Source organism: Rhodococcus sp. RDE2, assembly GCF_020885655.1.
GTDB classification, from domain to species: Bacteria; Actinomycetota; Actinomycetes; order Mycobacteriales; family Mycobacteriaceae; genus Rhodococcus; species Rhodococcus pyridinivorans.
This window is the reverse complement of record NZ_AP025186.1, coordinates 2,828,075-2,843,795: the sequence shown is the minus strand read 5'-3', so window position 1 is coordinate 2,843,795 and position 15,721 is coordinate 2,828,075. Positions and strand designations below refer to the sequence as shown.

The following is a 15,721-nucleotide window of genomic DNA, read 5'->3' as shown; positions in this document are numbered from 1 at the left end:
CGGCCGCGCGGGCCGGTTCAGCGGCCGAGCAGTGCCCGCAGGCGCGCGAGGCGGCTGCGCAGCCCCCACACGGTGACCCGGACAAGGGCCTCCTGCACGATGTTGCCGTTCATCTTCGACTCACCGATCTCCCGTTCGGTGAACGTGATGGGCACCTCGGCGACGGTGAACCCGGCCTGCAGGGTGCGCCACGCGAGATCGACCTGGAAGCAGTAGCCGTGCGAGGCGATCGCGTCGAGGTCGAGCTTCTCGAGCACCTCACGGCGATAGGCGCGGTAACCGCCGGTGATGTCCTGGACCGACACCCCCAGCGCGAGGCGGGAGTAGATGTTGCCGCCGCGGGAGAGCACCTCGCGATGCCACGGCCAGTTCACCACCGTGCCGCCGGGCACGTAACGCGAGCCGAGCACCAGATCGGCGCCGGCGTCGACCTTCTCGAGCAGCAGGTGCAGCTGTTCAGGGGCGTGACTGCCGTCGGCGTCCATCTCCACGAGCACCGTGTAGTCGTGCGCCAGACCCCACCGGAAACCGGCGATGTAGGCGGCGCCGAGACCGTTCTTCTCGGTGCGGTGCAGCACCGCGATGCGCTCGTCGGCGGCGAGGTCGTCGGCGAGGTCACCGGTGCCGTCGGGGCTGCCGTCGTCGACGACGAGGACATGGGTGTGCGGCAGCGCGGCGTGCAGCCGGGTGATGATCCGACCGAGGTTCTCCCGCTCGTTGTAGGTCGGAATGATCACCAGGGTGCGGGCGCTGGGTGCGCTGTCGTTCCCGGCCGGCGTCGCCGCTGCCATCAGAGGTCCTCCTTGTCGAACCGGCCACCGGCCGGTGCTCCTGCTGCGCCGGTGCTGGTGCGAGCTGCCGCACCGGCCTTCTCCCGCCGCCCCCGCACCAGGGCGAGAGCGGTGGCGGCCACGGCCGCGGCGCAGAGCACAAGCTCCGGCGCCACTCCGAGCCGACTAGCCAGCGTAACGTCTGCGCGCAAGGGCACCTGCGCCACCAGGGCATCGGGCACGAACAACGGTGTGCTCTGCTGCACCCGACCGTCCGGTTCGACGATGGCACTGACCCCGCTGGTCGCCGCGACGATCACGGCCCGGCCGTGCTCGACGGCCCGCACCCGCGACATCGCCAGCTGCTGATAGGTCATCTCGGTGTCGCCGAAGGTGGCGTTGTTCGTCGGCACCGCCAGCAGCTGCGCGCCGGCGTCGATCGAGTCGCGGAACGCCCGGTCGAAGGCCACCTCGTAACAGGTCGCCACCCCGATGTCGATGCCGCCGGCGGTGACCATGCCGTCGCCGTCGCCGGGCACGAAATGGCCGGCGCGGTCGGCGTACTCGGAGAACAACCGGAAGAACGACCGCCACGGCAGGTATTCGCCGAACGGCTGGATGATCTTCTTGTCGTGCCGCTCCCCCGGACCGGTCTGCGCGTCCCACACGATCACCGAATTGGTGGTGGTCCGGTCGTCGTTGACGAGCACCGCCCCGACGAGGATCGGTGCGTCGATCGCGGCGGACGCGGCGGAGATGTCGCGGGCGGCGTCGGCGTTGCGCAGCGGGTCGATGTCCGAGGCGTTCTCCGGCCAGATCACCACATCCGGGGCCGGGGCCCGCCCGGCGGCGACGTCCTCGGCGAGGGCGAGGGTGCGGGCGACGTGGTTGTCGAGCACCGCCTTGCGTTGGGCGTTGAAGTCCAGGCCCAGGCGCGGCACGCTGCCCTGGATCGCTGCGACCGTCACCGTCGACGACTCGTCGGTGGTGGTGCGCACCAGCGGCCACGCCGCCGCGGCGAGCAGCGGCCCGAGCAGCGTCACCGCGACCGGCGCCGTCCAGGCCCGCGCCGGGCGGGGACGGCGGTAGGCGGTCAGGGCGAGGGCGGCGAGACCGGCGCCGGTCGCGGCCACGGCGAACGACACCAGCGGGGCGCCCCCGACGACGGCGAGGGAGACGAACCCACCGTCGGGTTGCCCGAACGCCAACCGACCCCACGGGAACCCACCGAACGGAACGCTCGAGCGCAACCATTCGGTCAGGCTCCATGCCGCCGCGATCCACAACGGCGCGACCGGCAACGACCGCAGGTGCACCACCAGCGCCCCGAACAGACCGACGAAGACCGCCTCGGTGGCGGCGAGCGCCAACCACGGCAACGGACCGACATAGACGCCGATCCAGGGCAGCAGCGGCACCAGGAAACCGAGACCGGCGAGATAGCCGTAGCCGAACCCGGCGCGCCGCCGCAGCGGCGCTGCAGTCGATACACCGACCAGGAGCGCGATCCCGACCGGGGCGAGGAACCACAGCGGACGCGGCGGGAACGACGCGAACAGCAACACTCCCGCGACGACGGCCAGCAGCGCGCGCAGCGCGACGACACGCACCGCCCGCGCGGTGACCTTCGCGAAGCGTCGGCCGGTCACCGCGCGTACACGACCCGGCCGCGGTGCACACTGCGCACCAGCACCGGATCGGCGGTGCCCGGTGTCAGATCCGGCAGCGGCGCCACCCGTGACCGCGGATCCGTCGACCACCGCTGCACCGAATCCTTCGGGGCGCTGACCACCAGCTCCCCGACCTCCCAGATCGCATACGACGCCGGCGCCCCCGGATCGAGGGTGCCGGCCATCCCGTCACGCACCCCACCGGCGCGCCACGCGCCGCGGGTCGCGGCGGCGAACGCCGCCCGCGGCGAGATCCCGCTGCCCTCGGTGCGGTGGTGCACCGCCGCACGCAGCATCGGCCACGGCCGCGGCGCTGTCACCGGCGCATCGGAGCCGAACGCCAACGCCAGTCCGGTCGCCGCCAGCGGCGCGAACGCGTTCAACGCCGCGGCGCGGTCGGCGCCGAGCCGCTGCGCGTACATCCCGTCCGGCCCGCCCCACAGCGCGTCGAAGCTCGGTTGCATGCTCGCGATCACCCCGTACCGCGCCAACACCTCCGCCTGCGCGACCGTCAGCGACTCGACGTGCTCGAGCCGATGCCCACGCGCGGCGAGCGCCGGTCCCCCGACCTCCGCGGCGACCGCCTCGAAGGCCGCGACCGCGGCGGTGGTCGCCGCGTCACCGATGACGTGGAAACCGGCCTGGATGCCCGCCGAGGTGCACGCCCGCACGTGCGCGGTCAGCTCGTCCTCGGTCAGATAGGTGGTGCCGCAGCAGTCCGCTAGGTCGTCGTACGGGCGGGCCAGCGCGGCGGTGTGCGAACCGATCGACCCGTCGGCGAACAGATCCCCGCCCAGGGCATCGGCGCCGGTTTTCGCGAGCAGCTCCGCGGCGTCTTCGCCGGTGCGCACCGCTTGGCCCCAGTAGCCGCGCACCTGCACCGGATGGTCGGTGCCGAGCAGTTCGGTGAAGTCGTCGAGCCCGGAGATGTCGGGGCCGGCGCATTCGTGCACCGCGACGTAGCCGTGCGCGGCGAAATCGTCGAGGGCCGCCAAGCGGGCGCGGGCACGCTGCGCGGCGGTCAGCCCGTGGCGGGCGGCGCCGCGCACCGCGTGGTGCGCCGCGGCGGTCAGCGGCTGCTGCGGATCGAACCCGTCCAGCTCGTCGAGGGGTTCGGCGGCGGCCCGCAACGCGCTCGATGCCGCCGCCGAATGCGCATCGATCCGGCCGAGATAGACGAGCCGGGCCGGGGCGGCGGCATCGAGGTCGGCGGTGGTCGGCGGCGTCGGGTCGGGCCAGCGGGTCTCGTCCCAGCCGTGCCCCCAGATCACCGCGTCGTCGTGCGCATCGGCGTGTGCGCGCACCCGGCGCAGCGCGTCCTCGCGGTCGACGGCGTCGGTCAGATCCAGCCCGGTCAGGGCCAGGCCGTGGGTGGTGGTGTGCACGTGGGTGTCGACGAAACCGGGGGCGACGAACGCGCCGTGCAGGTCGACGATCTCGGCGTCCGGGTGCAGGGCGCGGCCGGGCCGGTCCTGCCCGACCCACACGACCGTGCCGTCGGTGACGGCCATCGCGGTGGCATCGGGGGCACTGGCGCTGTAGATGCGGCCGCCGACGAGAAGCTGGGTGTGCGGTGCAGGGCTCACGAGTGCCCAGTCTGCCCGGTTACCGCTCTTCGCGGCGGCGCGGGGTCTCCACGATCTCCCCTTCGAGCACGGTGCCACGGTCGTCGACCTGCTCGGTCACCGCCGGACCACCGGTCAGGTGCGGGGCGCCGCCGACGACGCTGTGGTCGACGACCTGTCCGTCGACCACCACCAGCCGCTGCGCGGAGAACCCGGTGGCGCGGGCGCGTCGCGCGACCAGCGTGCGCACCACCGGCCGCAGCGCGGCGCGGGTCGGCAGCAACAACAGCATCCCGAGCACGGTGCTGACGATGCCGGGAATCAACACCAGGGCCGCGCCGGCGCCGATGAGCGCACCGTCGGTGAGCACCCGCTCCGGGGAATTGGCGCGCGGCGCCCGGCCCCCGCGCAGTTCACCGAGGTTGCGCAGCGCGCGACGACCCAGGGCGGCGAGCACGAGATAACCGGCGGCGCTGACACCGAGGAAGATCAGCACGGTGGCCAGGGCGCCGAGGGTGGAGCCGAGCCAGGCCAGCACCGCGATCTCCGCCACGACGTAGAGCACGAACAACAACGGGTACACGGCGGGACTTCCTTCCGTCGGCGGTTTCTGTCCGGTCAACGAACGGGCCGCCGGTTTTGCTCCCGCACCCGCCCCCGGATACGGCGCGTGATCGAATGGCCGCCATGACTGCAGGTGACTGGGCGTTGCTGATGACCGCCGCGACGGCCGCCGGCTGGGTGGACGCGGTGGTCGGCGGTGGCGGGCTGATCCTGCTGCCCGCCCTGTTCCTCGTCGCCCCGCAGTTGACACCGCAGGCGGCGCTGGCGACGAACAAGCTCACCGCGATCTGTGGGACCGGCGCGGCGGTGCTGACCTTCGCGCGGCGCATCCCGCTGCGCTGGTCGCTGCTCGGCCCCGCCGCCCTGGTCGCCGCGGTGGCCGCGGCGGCGGGGGCGGCGGCGGTCTCGCTCATCGACCGGGAGGTGTTCATCCCGATCGTGATGGTGGTGCTCGTCGCGGTGGCGGTGTTCGTCACCGCCCGCCCGAAACTCGGCGCCGGCGGCACCCGCCGCCCGTCGACGCTGCGGCTGGTCACCGTCGTGATCACGGCCGCGGCGGTGATCGGCCTCTACGACGGGATCCTCGGGCCCGGCACCGGCACCTTCTTCATCATCGTGTTCGCGGCGATGCTCGGCAGCGAGTTCGTCACCTCCGCGGCCATGGCGAAGGTGCTCAACTTCGGCTCGAATCTCGGGGCGCTGGTCCTGTTCGCCGTCGGCGGGCACGTGTGGTGGGCGCTCGGGGCGGCGCTGGCGGTGTGCAATGTCGCCGGCTCGGTGCTCGGCTCCCGGATGGCGCTCGCCCGCGGCGCCGGGTTCGTGCGGGTGGTGTTGCTGGTCGTGGTGATCGCCATGGTGATCCGCCTGGGCATCGAACAGTTCGGCTGAGCCACCCGAGACGCTCGGTGCGGCAACCCCGATGCCGCACATCCCGGCGTTACCGTGGGCGGGTGAATGCGGTGGACGACGATTTTCTGGCCCTGCCGTTGCACGCCGCCGCCGACGCGGGCCTGACGGTGGCGCGGGCGGCGGGTGCGAGTCACGCCGATGTGCGGGTGCATCGGATCCGAACCGGGACGAGCACCCTGCGCGACGGCGCCCTGCAAGCGGCGGTGGACGACAGCGACTGCGGGGTGGCGGTGCGGGTGCTGCTCGACGGCACCTGGGGGTTCGCGTCGCATCCGGTGCCCGGCCCGGACGGCGCCGCCGACGCCGCGGCCCGAGCCGTCGCGGTCGCCCGCACCCTGCGCGCGTTGAACCGTGATCCGGTGCAGTGGGCCGACGAACCGGTCCACCGGGACGCGGTGTGGGTCTCGCCGTACGAGATCGACCCGTTCACCGTCCCCGCGGCCGAGCGCATCGCGGTACTCGAGGACCGTTCGCGGCGACTGCAGGACGCCGCCGGCGTCGACCACGTCGCCGCGAATCTGACCCTGGTCAAGGAACAGACCTTCTACGCCGATCTCGCCGGGTCGACGATCACCCAGCAGCGGGTGCGGATCCACTCCGACCTCGACGCGACCCGCGTCGACCGTGAGGCCGGCACCTTCGAGTCGATGCGCACCCTGGCCCCACCGACCGGCCGCGGCTGGGAGTATGTGGCCTCGGACCGGTGGTGGGACTGGAGCCGTGAGCTCGCCGAACTGCCCGAGCAGCTCGCGGAGAAGGCGCAGGCCCCGTCGGTGACGCCGGGCCGCACCGATCTGGTGATCGACCCGACGAATCTGTGGCTGACGATCCACGAATCGGTCGGGCACGCCACCGAATACGACCGCGCCATCGGCTACGAGGCCGCCTACGCCGGCACCTCCTTCGCCACCCCCGACCTGCTCGGCAGCCTGCGCTACGGTAGCGACGTCATGCACGTCACCGCCGACCGAACCGAACCGCACGGCATGGCCACCGTCGGCTACGACGACGACGGGGTCGCCGCCCAGTCCTGGGATCTCGTGAAGGACGGGGTGCTCGTCGGCTACCAGCTCGACCGGGCGTTCGCCCCGAAGCTCGGGGTGGCCCGCTCGAACGGCTGCGCCTACGCCGATTCGGCGCATCACGTGCCGATCCAGCGGATGGCGAACGTGTCGCTGCAACCCGATCCGAGCGTCGATCGCAGCACCGCCGATCTGATCGCCGGGGTCGACGACGGGCTGTACATCGTCGGTGATCGCAGCTGGTCGATCGACATGCAGCGGCACAATTTCCAGTTCACCGGGCAGCGGTTCTACCGGATCCGCGGCGGCCGCCTCGCCGGGCAGGTCCGCGATGTGGCCTATCAGGCGTCGACCACCGAGTTCTGGGGTGCCCTCGAGTCGGTCGGCGGCGCGTCGACCTGGCAGCTCGGCGGCGCGATGAACTGCGGCAAGGCGCAACCCGGGCAGGTCGCGTCCGTCTCGCACGGGTGCCCGTCGGTGCTGGTGCGCGGCGTGAACGTGCTCAACACGGTGCAGGAGGGTGGCCGATGATCCCCGGAGACCGACTCGTCGAAACCGCGCTGGCGGCCTCCCCCGCCGACGAGACCATCGTGATCGTCACCGACAACGCCGAGGCGTCGCTGCGGTGGGCCGGCAACTCGATGACCACCAACGGTTCCGTCCGTGCCCGCGGCGCCACGATCCTCGCGATCCGCCGCACCCCCGACGGGGCGCACTGCGGGGTGGTCAGCGCCGCGATCGTCGACGCCGACGACATCGGCGGGGTGGTCGGCGCGGCGTGGGAGGCCGCGCAGCAGGCCCCGGCGGCCCCGGACACGATGCCGCTGATCGACGGCGACGCCACCGACCCGCAGTGGGGCGAAGAGGCTGTCGGCACCGACATCGAGGTCTTCGCCCCGCTCCTCGACGGGCTCGCCGCCGGCTTCGACAACACCGACGCCCTCTACGGGTTCGCGCACCACCAATCCACGACGATGTGGCTGGGCACCTCCACCGGGGTGCGGCGCCGCTGGGTGCAGCGCGACGGCTCGCTCGAGATCAACGGCAAACGCGGCGGCCTGACCGGGGCGAGCGCCTGGGTCGGCGCCGGCACCGTCGACTTCACCGACCTCGCGATGGATCCGCTGCGCGCCGAGCTGGCGCGGCGGCTGGACTGGGCCGGCACCCGCGTCGACCTGCCCGCCGGGCGGTACGAGACACTGCTGCCGCCGTCGGTGGTCGCCGATCTGATGATCCCGCTGTTGTGGTCCCTCGACGGGCGCGGCGCCGAGGAGGGCCGGTCGGTGTGGGCGGGGCCCGGCGGTACTCGCCTCGGCGAGCAGATCGCGGCGCTGCCGGTGACGTTGACGTCCAATCCGGCCGCCCCGGGGCTCGGTTATGCGCCGTTCGTGGTCGCCACCGCCTCCACTGACAGCGTCTCGGTGTTCGACACCGGCATGAGCGCCTCGCGGGTCGATTGGCTGCGCGACGGCGCACTGCACGCGTTGGCGTATCCGCGGGCCGCGGCCGCCGAATTCGGCGCCACCCCCACGGCGCCGGGTGAGAACCTGCTGCTCACCGGCGGCGGCACCGCCGATGTGGACGACATGGTCGCCCGCACCGAACGCGGTCTGCTGCTGACCACCGTGTGGTACCTGCGGGAGGTCGACCCGGCGGTGCTGTTGCTGACCGGCCTGACCCGCGACGGGGTGTATCTCGTCGAGGACGGGCAGGTGCGGGCGGCGGTGAACAACTTCCGGTTCAACGAGTCCCCGGTGGATCTGCTCGGCCGCGCCACCGAGATCGGCGCCACCGAACGCACCCTGCCGCGGGAGTGGAAGGACTGGTTCACCCGCACCGCGATGCCGCCGGTGCGCATCCCCGACTTCCACATGTCCTCGGTCAGCGCCGCGCACTGACCTCCGGTCCGGTCGGCGAGCACCGACCGGACCGGCAGTGGCTCAGAGCAGGTCGGCGAGTTCCTTGCCGATCTCCTCGGGGGTGACCGTCGGCTCGAAGCGGCGCACCACCGCGCCCTGCGGGTCGACGAGGAACTTGGTGAAGTTCCATTTCACCTCGTCGGTGCCGAGCGCCTCCGGGCGGGTCTTGCTCACGTGCTCGAACAGGAAACCGTGCTGCGGCCCGAAATCGCCGGGAGCCTCGGCGCGCAGGTACCGGTAGAGCGGGTGTGCGTCGTCGCCGTTTACGTCGAGCTTCGCGAACACCGGGAAGGTGACGTCGAAGTTCACCCGGCAGAACTCCTGGATCTCACTGTCGCTGCCCGGTTCCTGACCACCGAACTGGTTGCACGGGAACGCGAGGATCTGCAGGCCGCGCTCACCCAGTTCGCGGTGCAGCGCTTCGAGCGCCTCGTACTGCGGGGTCAGGCCGCACTTGCTGGCGACATTGACGATCAGCAGGTACCGGCCGGCGAAGCGGGCGAGATCCTCGCTGCCGCCGTCGGCGGTGGCCACGGTGTACTCGTGCACGGACATGCGCTCTCCTGAACTGGGTTCGATCGGCTCGGCCCCGCAGATGAGGCCGAGATCACCACGGACCCTACGGGATCGGCGAACCCGGACGATCCGGACGCGCTCGGGTGGCGGGGTCAGTCCAGGTCACGGACGTGCCGGGCGGGACTGCCCAGATGCAGCGTGTGCGGGGCGCAGTCCTTCGTCACCAGCGAGTTCGCGCCGATCACCGCGCCGGCCCCGATGCTCACGCCCGGCATGATCACCGCCCCGGAGCCGATCCACGCGCCGTCGCCGATGGTCACCGGCTCCCCCGTCAACGTCGACGCGCGCTGTTCGGCGGTGCCCATCCGGTGGCTGCTGGTGAGCACCCGCACGTGGTCGCCGAGGAACACCCGCTGCCCGACCGTGATGTCGGCGACCGTGTCGAAATAGCAACCGTGGTTGACGAACGAGCCCGCGCCGAGGGTGAGCCGGCCGAGGCCCTGCACCACCACGCGGGTGTGGATCAGGCTCGGCGGTGCGGCGTCGACACCGGCGCGGCGCAACCACTTCCAGCGACTCCCGCTGGAGATCAGCGGGCTGCTCGCGAGCGCCACCGCGATCGCCTGGGACCGGTAGGTGTGAGAACGCGCCACGACGCCTACCGGCCGGCCGTGTCGGCGGGATCGAGCACACACGCCAACCCGACGGTGCCGGTGCGGCCGCGGCGCACCACGCTCGCGCCCACGATGATCCGGCCGAGCAGCCCGTACTTGCGGGCGATCACCGACCGGGCGTGCGCCGAACCGTCGGCGTCGAGCACCTCCCCCGTGCCCGGTACGGCCGCCGACTTCGCGTTGCCGCGCGCGTCGCAGATCGCCAGGGACACCCGCGGATCGCGGCGCAACCGCCGCACCTTGTAGGCATCGGCGACCGTCCACACCAGCAGCCGGTTCCCGTCGGGCGCCGCCCACACCGGGGTGTCCACCGCGCTGCCGTCCTTGCGGTAGGTGGTCAGCAGCACGAACTTGGCGGCGGCGAGGTCCGCGAAGGTGGGGGTCGTCGACTCGGGCATGGCCACCACCCTACAAACCGCACGGTCCGACGGCAGCGCTCGTCCCGCCGGCGCCGCGTTCTACGCTGGCGGTCATGGCCGATACCGCTGTCGACGTGCACCTGCCCGCCGGGCACCTGACCTCCGCGCAGGTGCAGGCGCTCGCCGAACTCGCCCACACCCACGGCGGCGGCGAACTGCACCTGACCGCCCACGCCCAGCTGCAGGTGCGGGGTGACCACGCCGCGATCAGCGCGGCCGTCACCACCGCCGGGCTCACCGTCGACGTGCCCACCCGCGCACGGCTTCTCGTCTCCCCGCTCAGCGGCCGCATCGGCGGACACCACGACCTGCGCGAACTCACCGCCGCGGTGATCGCGCGCCTGGACGAGCGGCCGGTGGCGGCCGGCACCGTGTTCGGGCTCGACGACGGCACCGGCGACATCGTCGCTCTCGCCCCCGCCGTCGCGGTCCTCGCCCGCCCCGACGGTCGCTTCGCGGTCATCCGCGACGGCGCCGATACCGGGGTGCGCGTCGACCCGGCCGACGCAGCCGAGGCGCTGCTCACCCCACCGACCGACCCGACCTCGGATCCGGAGCCGGTGCCGGAGCAGCCGCGGCCGCCGATCGGCTGGCTCGACCAGCCCGACGGGGCCGTCACCCTCGCCGGCGGGCTGCCCAGCGGAATCCTCCCCGCGCGACTCGCGGAATTCCTCGCCGCCGTCGAACGTCCGGTGATCGTCACCCCGTGGCGGTCGGTGCTGCTGTGCGATCTCGACGAGTGGACCGCCGAGCAGGTGGTGCGGGTGCTCGCCCCCATGGGGTTGATCTTCGACGCCGACTCCCCGCACCTGCACTGATCCGTCCCCGACCTGCACGAACGGGCGGACTTCGCGAACCGGACCGTCGCCGCCGATCCGGCCCGCCGGCGGTTCGGCCGCGCCTATCGTGGACGGATGAGCGGTCCGACAGCGGAATCCGACAGCTATGACGTGATCGTCCTCGGCGCGGGCCCGGCCGGGGAGAACGCCGCCCAGTACGCCATCGCCGGCAGCGACCGCACCGCGGTGCTCGTCGAACACGAACTCGTCGGCGGCGAATGTTCCTACTGGGCGTGCATGCCCAGCAAGGCTCTGCTGCGTCCCACCCAGGTGCTCGCCACCGCCCGCAACATGCCCGGCGTCGCCGACAAGATCAGCGCCCACGGGGTCGAGGTACCGGCCGTGCTGGCCCGCCGCGACAGTTTCACCCACAACCGCGACGACAGTTCCCAGGTGGATTGGGCGAAGGGTGCGGGTATCGACGTGGTGCGCGGCCACGGCCGCCTCGACGGCGAACGCACCGTCACCGTCGCCGGCAGCGACGGGGAGCGTCGCCTGCAGGCCCGGCACGCCGTGGTCCTGGCCACCGGCACCGTCCCGTCGATCCCGGACCTGCCCGGGCTGCGCGACGCGCTGCCGTGGACCTCCCGCGATGCGACGAACCTGCTCGAGATCCCCCGCCGCGTGCTGGTCGTCGGCGGCGGTGTCGTCGCGTGCGAAACCGCCACCTGGCTGCGGCAACTCGGCGTCGAGGAACTCACCCTCGCGGTGCGCGGCGACCGCTTGCTGCCGCGTGTGGAGTCGTTCGCCGCCGAACGCGTCGCCACCCGCATGGCCCACAAGGGCCTGGATGTGCGCTACGGCACCGAGATCCGCTCGGTGCAGCGCCCCGATGTGAAGGACACCGGCGTCGGCTGCATCCACGGTGGTCCCGCCACCGTCGAACTGTCCGACGGCAGCACCCTCGAGGTCGACGAGATCGTCGTCGCCGCCGGCCGCCACCCCACCGTGGACGGACTCGGCCTCGACAGCGTCGGCCTGACCGACGGGAAGGTGACCGTCGCCGACGATCTGACCGTCGACGGGGTGAACGGGCAATGGCTGTACGCGGTCGGGGATATCGCCGGTCGCGCCGCACTGACCCACATGGGCAAATACCAGGCGCGGGTGTGCGGGGACGTCATCGCCGCCCGCGCCGAGAACCGCCCCACCGACGGGTCACGGTTCCGGGCGAGCGCCGACCACGGTCAGGTCCCGCAGGTGATCTTCACCGTCCCGGAGATCGCCGCGGTCGGCCGCACCGCCGAGCAGGCCCGCGTCGACGGCGTCGACGTCGAGGTCCTCGAGGCCGACATCGACGTCGCCGGTGCCTCGCTGGCCCGCGACGACTACGCCGGGCACGCCGCGCTCGTCGTCGATCGGGCCACCGACACCCTGGTCGGCGCAACCTTCGTCGGTCAGGAGGTCGCCGAACTCGTCCACGCCGCCACCATCGCCCTGGTGGGGAAGGTGCCGCTGGATGCGCTGTGGCATGCGGTGCCGTCCTACCCCACCATCAGCGAGATCTGGTTGCGGCTGCTCGAATCCCGCCGCAGCTGACCGCCTCTCGAACGTGCAGTTGTCGTCGTGACACGCCGCGTGGCGACGAGAACTGCACGCCGACGGTCAGCGCGGCAGACGGGGGTTCCGGTAGTAACCGCCGAAAAATCAACGGATATGGCGTAGCCGCGGCTGATTGCTGGTGAGGGCCCGGTTCGGCCTGCGGTGGAGGCGGACTACTGGTTGGCTTGGCTCCCAACGTGGTTGGTTGATGGGAGGTCGGTTTCGTGGCGACGCGGGTGTTCGCGGATGAGGAGTTGGCGCGTCTGCGGGAGTTCCCGGAGATCGGCCGGGAGCAGCTGTTCCGGTTCTTCACGCTCTCGCCGGCGGATCTGGCGTTCGTCGATCCCGGCCGCGGTCGTGGTCCGGCTGATCGGCTCGGGATCGCGATCGCGTTGTGCACGTTGCCGTGGCTGGGATTCGTGCCCGATCGTGTGGTGACCGCCCCGCCGGTCGCGGTAGCGCGGCTGGCCGAGCAGCTGCGGCTCGACGGCACTGAGATCCGTTCCTACGGCCGCCGCGCCCAGACCCGCACCGACCATCTACGCCTGGTCGCTCAGTATCTGGGCTGGCGGGCGGCGGGTGCGCTCGAACTCAAGGAGCTCGACGAGTTCCTGCTCGCGCGGGCGATGGAACACGATTCCCCGACTCTGCTGTTCCGGTTGGGGTGTGAGTATCTGATCTCGGCGCGGGTGATCCGCCCAGGCCCGGTGAGCATGGTCGAACGCGTCGCCCACGCCCGCGAGCAGGCCCAGCGCGAGACCTACGACCGTCTGGCCCACGAGTTCACCCCGGCCCGCTGCGCCGAGTTGGACGCACTGCTGACCACCGATGCCTCGCTGGGGGTTTCGCGGTTGCGGTGGCTGTCGACCGGGCCGGTGGAGGCGTCCGCGGCTGCGGTGCGCGCCGAGGTCGACAAGCTGGCGTTCCTGCGCGACCTGGGTGCCGACCGGCTCGATATGTCGGTGCTGCCCGCCGAACGACGCCGGTTCCTGGCCACGATGGGGCGCCGGTTGACCCCGCAGGCGTTGGAACGCCGGGATCCGCAGCGGCGGTATCCGATCCTGCTCACCGTGCTGGCGCAGTCCGGAACCGACGTGCTCGACGAGGTCGTGGCCTTGTTCGATCAGGCGATCTCGGCGAAGTTCGGTGCCGCCGAACGCCGGATGCAGCAGGAATTGGCCGAACGCGGCAAATCCGGAGAGGACCGCCAGGCCCTGCTGGACGACCTCCTGGCGATCGTGACCGATCCTGCGGTGGCCGATGAGGAGATCGGTGCGTTGATCCGCGGCGATGCGATCGGGTGGGAACGTCTGCGGGCGGCGATCGCGCAGGCCAAACCCCGGTTGCCGCGTGATCACGGGCACCTGGCCGCGCTGGACTCCTCCTACAATTACCTGCGTCAGTTCACCCCCGCGGTGCTGTCGACGGTGGAGTTCGCGGGCGGGACCGCGGCGACGGAGTTGTTGATCGCGGTCGCGATGCTGCGTGAACTCAACGCGACCGCGCGGCGGAAGGTGTTCGACGAGGCCCCGACCGGGTTCGTGCCCGCGAAGTGGCGCGGCTACCTCGACGCGGCGCGCAAGTCCGGCAGCGCTACCGCCTACCGGCACTACTGGGAGCTGTGCGTGCTGCTCGGGCTGCGCAGCGGGGACGTGTACGTGCCCGGCTCACGCCGCTACGCCGACCCGGCCGCCTACCTGCTCACACCGCAGCGGTGGGAACCGCAGCGCGGCGAGTTCTGCCGTTTGGTCGGGCGGTCGGCCGATCCCGGCGTCGCCCTGGCCGCCGTCGTCGAAGAACTGCACACCGCGGTCGATGAACTCGAGACCGTGCTCGCCGAAGGTGAGGGGCCGGTACGCCTGGACGGCGAGTCCGGGGATCTGATCATCTCCCCGCTGACCGCCGAGGACGTTCCGGCCGAGGCGATCGCGCTCAAGGCCGAGCTGACCGAGATGCTGCCGTTCGCACCGATCGTGTCGTTGCTGATCGAGCTGGACAAACGCACCGGCTACCTGGACTGCTTCACCCACGCCGGCGGACAGGCCACCCGCACGCCGGAGTTGAAGCGCAACCTGATCGCGGTGCTGCTCGCGCACTCGACCAACCTCGGGTTGACCCGGATGGCCGAGGCCTGCGGCATCTCGTACGACATCTTGTCCTGGACCGACGAATGGTATGTGCGCGAGGAAACCCTGCGCGCGGCCAGCCTAGTACTCATCGACTACCACCAGCGGCTCCCGCTGACTCCGGTGTTCGGCACCGGGACCTTGTCGTCGAGCGACGGGCAGCGGTTCCCCACGCGCGGGAAATCCACCACCGCGCGGCCGATGAGCCGCTACTTCGCCGGTGAGGGCCTGTCGACCTACACCCATGTCACCGACACCCACGCCACCTACGGCACCAAGGTGATCGTGGCGACCAAACGCGAAGCCCACTACGTGCTCGACGAGATCCTGGGCAACGCCACCGATCTGCCGATCACCGAACACGCCACCGACACCCACGGGGTCACCCTGGTCAACTTCGGGTTGTTCGACCTGCTCGGGATGCAGCTGTCCCCACGCATCCGGGACCTGGGCCGCATCACCCTCTACCGGCCGGGCCCCCGCGCCGACGCCGAGGCCCGGTTCCCGCACGCGGGCCCGCTGATGACCCGCAAGGCCAACATCGATCTGATCGCCGAGCACTGGGACGACCTGCTCCGGTTGGCTGGCTCGCTGAAGTTCGGGCACGCCACCGCCTCCCTGCTCGTCGGCAAGCTCTCCGCCTCGGGCCGTCAGAACACCCTGGCCGCCGCGCTCAAGGAGTACGGGGCGCTGCGGCGCACCATCTACGCCGCGACCTGCTCTACGCACACGAGGGCACGATCCGCGCCCGCCAGCTCGCCGACCAGACCGAGCAAGCGTGGTGCCTGACCCTGGCCACCAACGCCGTGATCGCCTGGACCACCGAGTACTACGGCCTCGCGGTCGAGCAGATGCGCCGGGCCGGGCACCGCATCGACGACGAGGTCCTGGCCCACGTCAGCCCCGCGCACAGCGCCAACATCAACTTCTTCGGCGCGATCGAAGTCGACATCGAGGGCGAACTCGCCGCGCTCGGCCCGACGGGCTACCGGCCGCTGCGGGTGCGCGACACCCTGTTCTGACCGGTCCCGGCGTTACCCCAGGGCCCGGTTCGTGTGCTCGTGGTCGAGCCATTCGGTGGTCCTCATGTCCGGGATCAGGTCCGCGCAGGATCGTCCGTCCTGGGTCCAGTCGTGGTCCCAGGCCCGTGAGTGGTGCGGTCCGGCGATGTAGCCGAAGGAGTAGG

Annotated in this window: 11 protein-coding genes and 3 pseudogenes; 7 read left to right on the top strand and 7 right to left on the bottom strand. The window is 71.8% G+C overall.

Annotation, left to right across the window (positions count from 1 at the left end):
- Positions 1-17: 17 nt before the first annotated feature.
- Genes LPH33_RS13315 through LPH33_RS13300 form a run of 4 tightly spaced genes read right to left on the bottom strand, consistent with a single transcriptional unit; the run spans position 18 to position 4,588 of the window.
- Positions 18-791, bottom strand: a complete 774-nt coding sequence (locus LPH33_RS13315; protein WP_229564917.1) for a polyprenol monophosphomannose synthase — start codon at positions 789-791, stop codon at positions 18-20.
- Positions 791-2,419 carry an apolipoprotein N-acyltransferase gene (gene lnt, locus LPH33_RS13310; protein WP_229564916.1) on the bottom strand — a complete coding sequence of 543 codons (1,629 nt, stop codon included), beginning with the start codon at positions 2,417-2,419 and terminating at the stop codon, positions 791-793. The genes LPH33_RS13315 and lnt overlap by 1 nt, the downstream gene beginning before the upstream one ends.
- Entirely contained in the window at positions 2,416-4,026 is a 1,611-nt protein-coding gene (locus LPH33_RS13305) for an amidohydrolase (protein ID WP_229564915.1), read from the bottom strand. The genes lnt and LPH33_RS13305 overlap by 4 nt, the downstream gene beginning before the upstream one ends.
- 19 nt (positions 4,027-4,045) lie before the next feature.
- Positions 4,046-4,588 carry an FxsA family protein gene (locus tag LPH33_RS13300; RefSeq protein WP_088899438.1) on the bottom strand — a complete coding sequence of 181 codons (543 nt, stop codon included), beginning with the start codon at positions 4,586-4,588 and terminating at the stop codon, positions 4,046-4,048.
- Between the two features lie 104 nt (positions 4,589-4,692).
- Here LPH33_RS13300 and LPH33_RS13295 point away from each other — a divergent pair, with 104 nt between their 5' ends.
- The 3 genes from LPH33_RS13295 to LPH33_RS13285 all read left to right on the top strand — a co-directional run bounded on the left by LPH33_RS13295 (position 4,693) and on the right by LPH33_RS13285 (position 8,398).
- Positions 4,693-5,457 (top strand): TSUP family transporter, encoded by a 765-nt coding sequence (locus LPH33_RS13295; protein ID WP_229564914.1) that lies wholly within the window; start codon positions 4,693-4,695, stop codon positions 5,455-5,457.
- 62 nt (positions 5,458-5,519) lie between these two features.
- Positions 5,520-7,031, top strand: a complete 1,512-nt coding sequence (locus LPH33_RS13290; RefSeq protein WP_088899437.1) for a TldD/PmbA family protein — start codon at positions 5,520-5,522, stop codon at positions 7,029-7,031.
- The gene (locus LPH33_RS13285; protein ID WP_229564913.1) at positions 7,028-8,398 is read left to right on the top strand and encodes a metallopeptidase TldD-related protein; all 1,371 of its coding nucleotides are present in this window, start codon (positions 7,028-7,030) and stop codon (positions 8,396-8,398) included. The genes LPH33_RS13290 and LPH33_RS13285 overlap by 4 nt, the downstream gene beginning before the upstream one ends.
- A 42-nt stretch (positions 8,399-8,440) precedes the next feature.
- Here the strand turns inward: LPH33_RS13285 and LPH33_RS13280 are convergent, their stop codons facing one another.
- The 3 genes from LPH33_RS13280 to LPH33_RS13270 all read right to left on the bottom strand — a co-directional run bounded on the left by LPH33_RS13280 (position 8,441) and on the right by LPH33_RS13270 (position 10,007).
- Positions 8,441-8,974, bottom strand: a complete 534-nt coding sequence (locus LPH33_RS13280; protein ID WP_059384180.1) for a glutathione peroxidase — start codon at positions 8,972-8,974, stop codon at positions 8,441-8,443.
- A gap of 113 nt (positions 8,975-9,087) precedes the next feature.
- A complete protein-coding gene (locus LPH33_RS26900) occupies positions 9,088-9,588 on the bottom strand; it encodes an acyltransferase (protein WP_088899434.1) in 501 nt (166 codons plus the stop codon).
- A 5-nt stretch (positions 9,589-9,593) separates the two neighbouring features.
- Positions 9,594-10,007 (bottom strand): PPOX class F420-dependent oxidoreductase, encoded by a 414-nt coding sequence (locus LPH33_RS13270; protein ID WP_026061867.1) that lies wholly within the window; start codon positions 10,005-10,007, stop codon positions 9,594-9,596.
- Positions 10,008-10,081: 74 nt separating this feature from the next.
- On the opposite strand from LPH33_RS13270, the pseudogene LPH33_RS26980 reads away from it, so the two are divergent.
- From LPH33_RS26980 to LPH33_RS13255, 4 genes and pseudogenes are all read left to right on the top strand, one after another.
- Positions 10,082-10,219: pseudogene (locus LPH33_RS26980) on the top strand (precorrin-3B synthase); the annotation flags it as partial.
- A 177-nt stretch (positions 10,220-10,396) separates the two neighbouring features.
- Positions 10,397-10,840, top strand: a pseudogene (locus tag LPH33_RS26975) (precorrin-3B synthase); the annotation flags it as partial.
- Between the two features lie 102 nt (positions 10,841-10,942).
- Positions 10,943-12,406, top strand: a complete 1,464-nt coding sequence (locus tag LPH33_RS13260) for a dihydrolipoyl dehydrogenase family protein (protein WP_229564911.1) — start codon at positions 10,943-10,945, stop codon at positions 12,404-12,406.
- 227 nt (positions 12,407-12,633) lie between these two features.
- Positions 12,634-15,557: pseudogene (locus LPH33_RS13255) on the top strand (Tn3 family transposase).
- Positions 15,558-15,721 lie beyond the last annotated feature (164 nt).

Coding starts and splice junctions, on each gene's coding strand:
- LPH33_RS13260 (WP_229564911.1), top strand. CDS start 10,943: ATGAGCGGTCCGACAGCGGAATCCGACAGCTATGACGTGATCGTCCTC.
- LPH33_RS13315 (WP_229564917.1), bottom strand. CDS start 791: ATGGCAGCGGCGACGCCGGCCGGGAACGACAGCGCACCCAGCGCCCGC.
- LPH33_RS13295 (WP_229564914.1), top strand. CDS start 4,693: ATGACTGCAGGTGACTGGGCGTTGCTGATGACCGCCGCGACGGCCGCC.
- LPH33_RS13280 (WP_059384180.1), bottom strand. CDS start 8,974: ATGTCCGTGCACGAGTACACCGTGGCCACCGCCGACGGCGGCAGCGAG.
- LPH33_RS13270 (WP_026061867.1), bottom strand. CDS start 10,007: ATGCCCGAGTCGACGACCCCCACCTTCGCGGACCTCGCCGCCGCCAAG.
- LPH33_RS13285 (WP_229564913.1), top strand. CDS start 7,028: ATGATCCCCGGAGACCGACTCGTCGAAACCGCGCTGGCGGCCTCCCCC.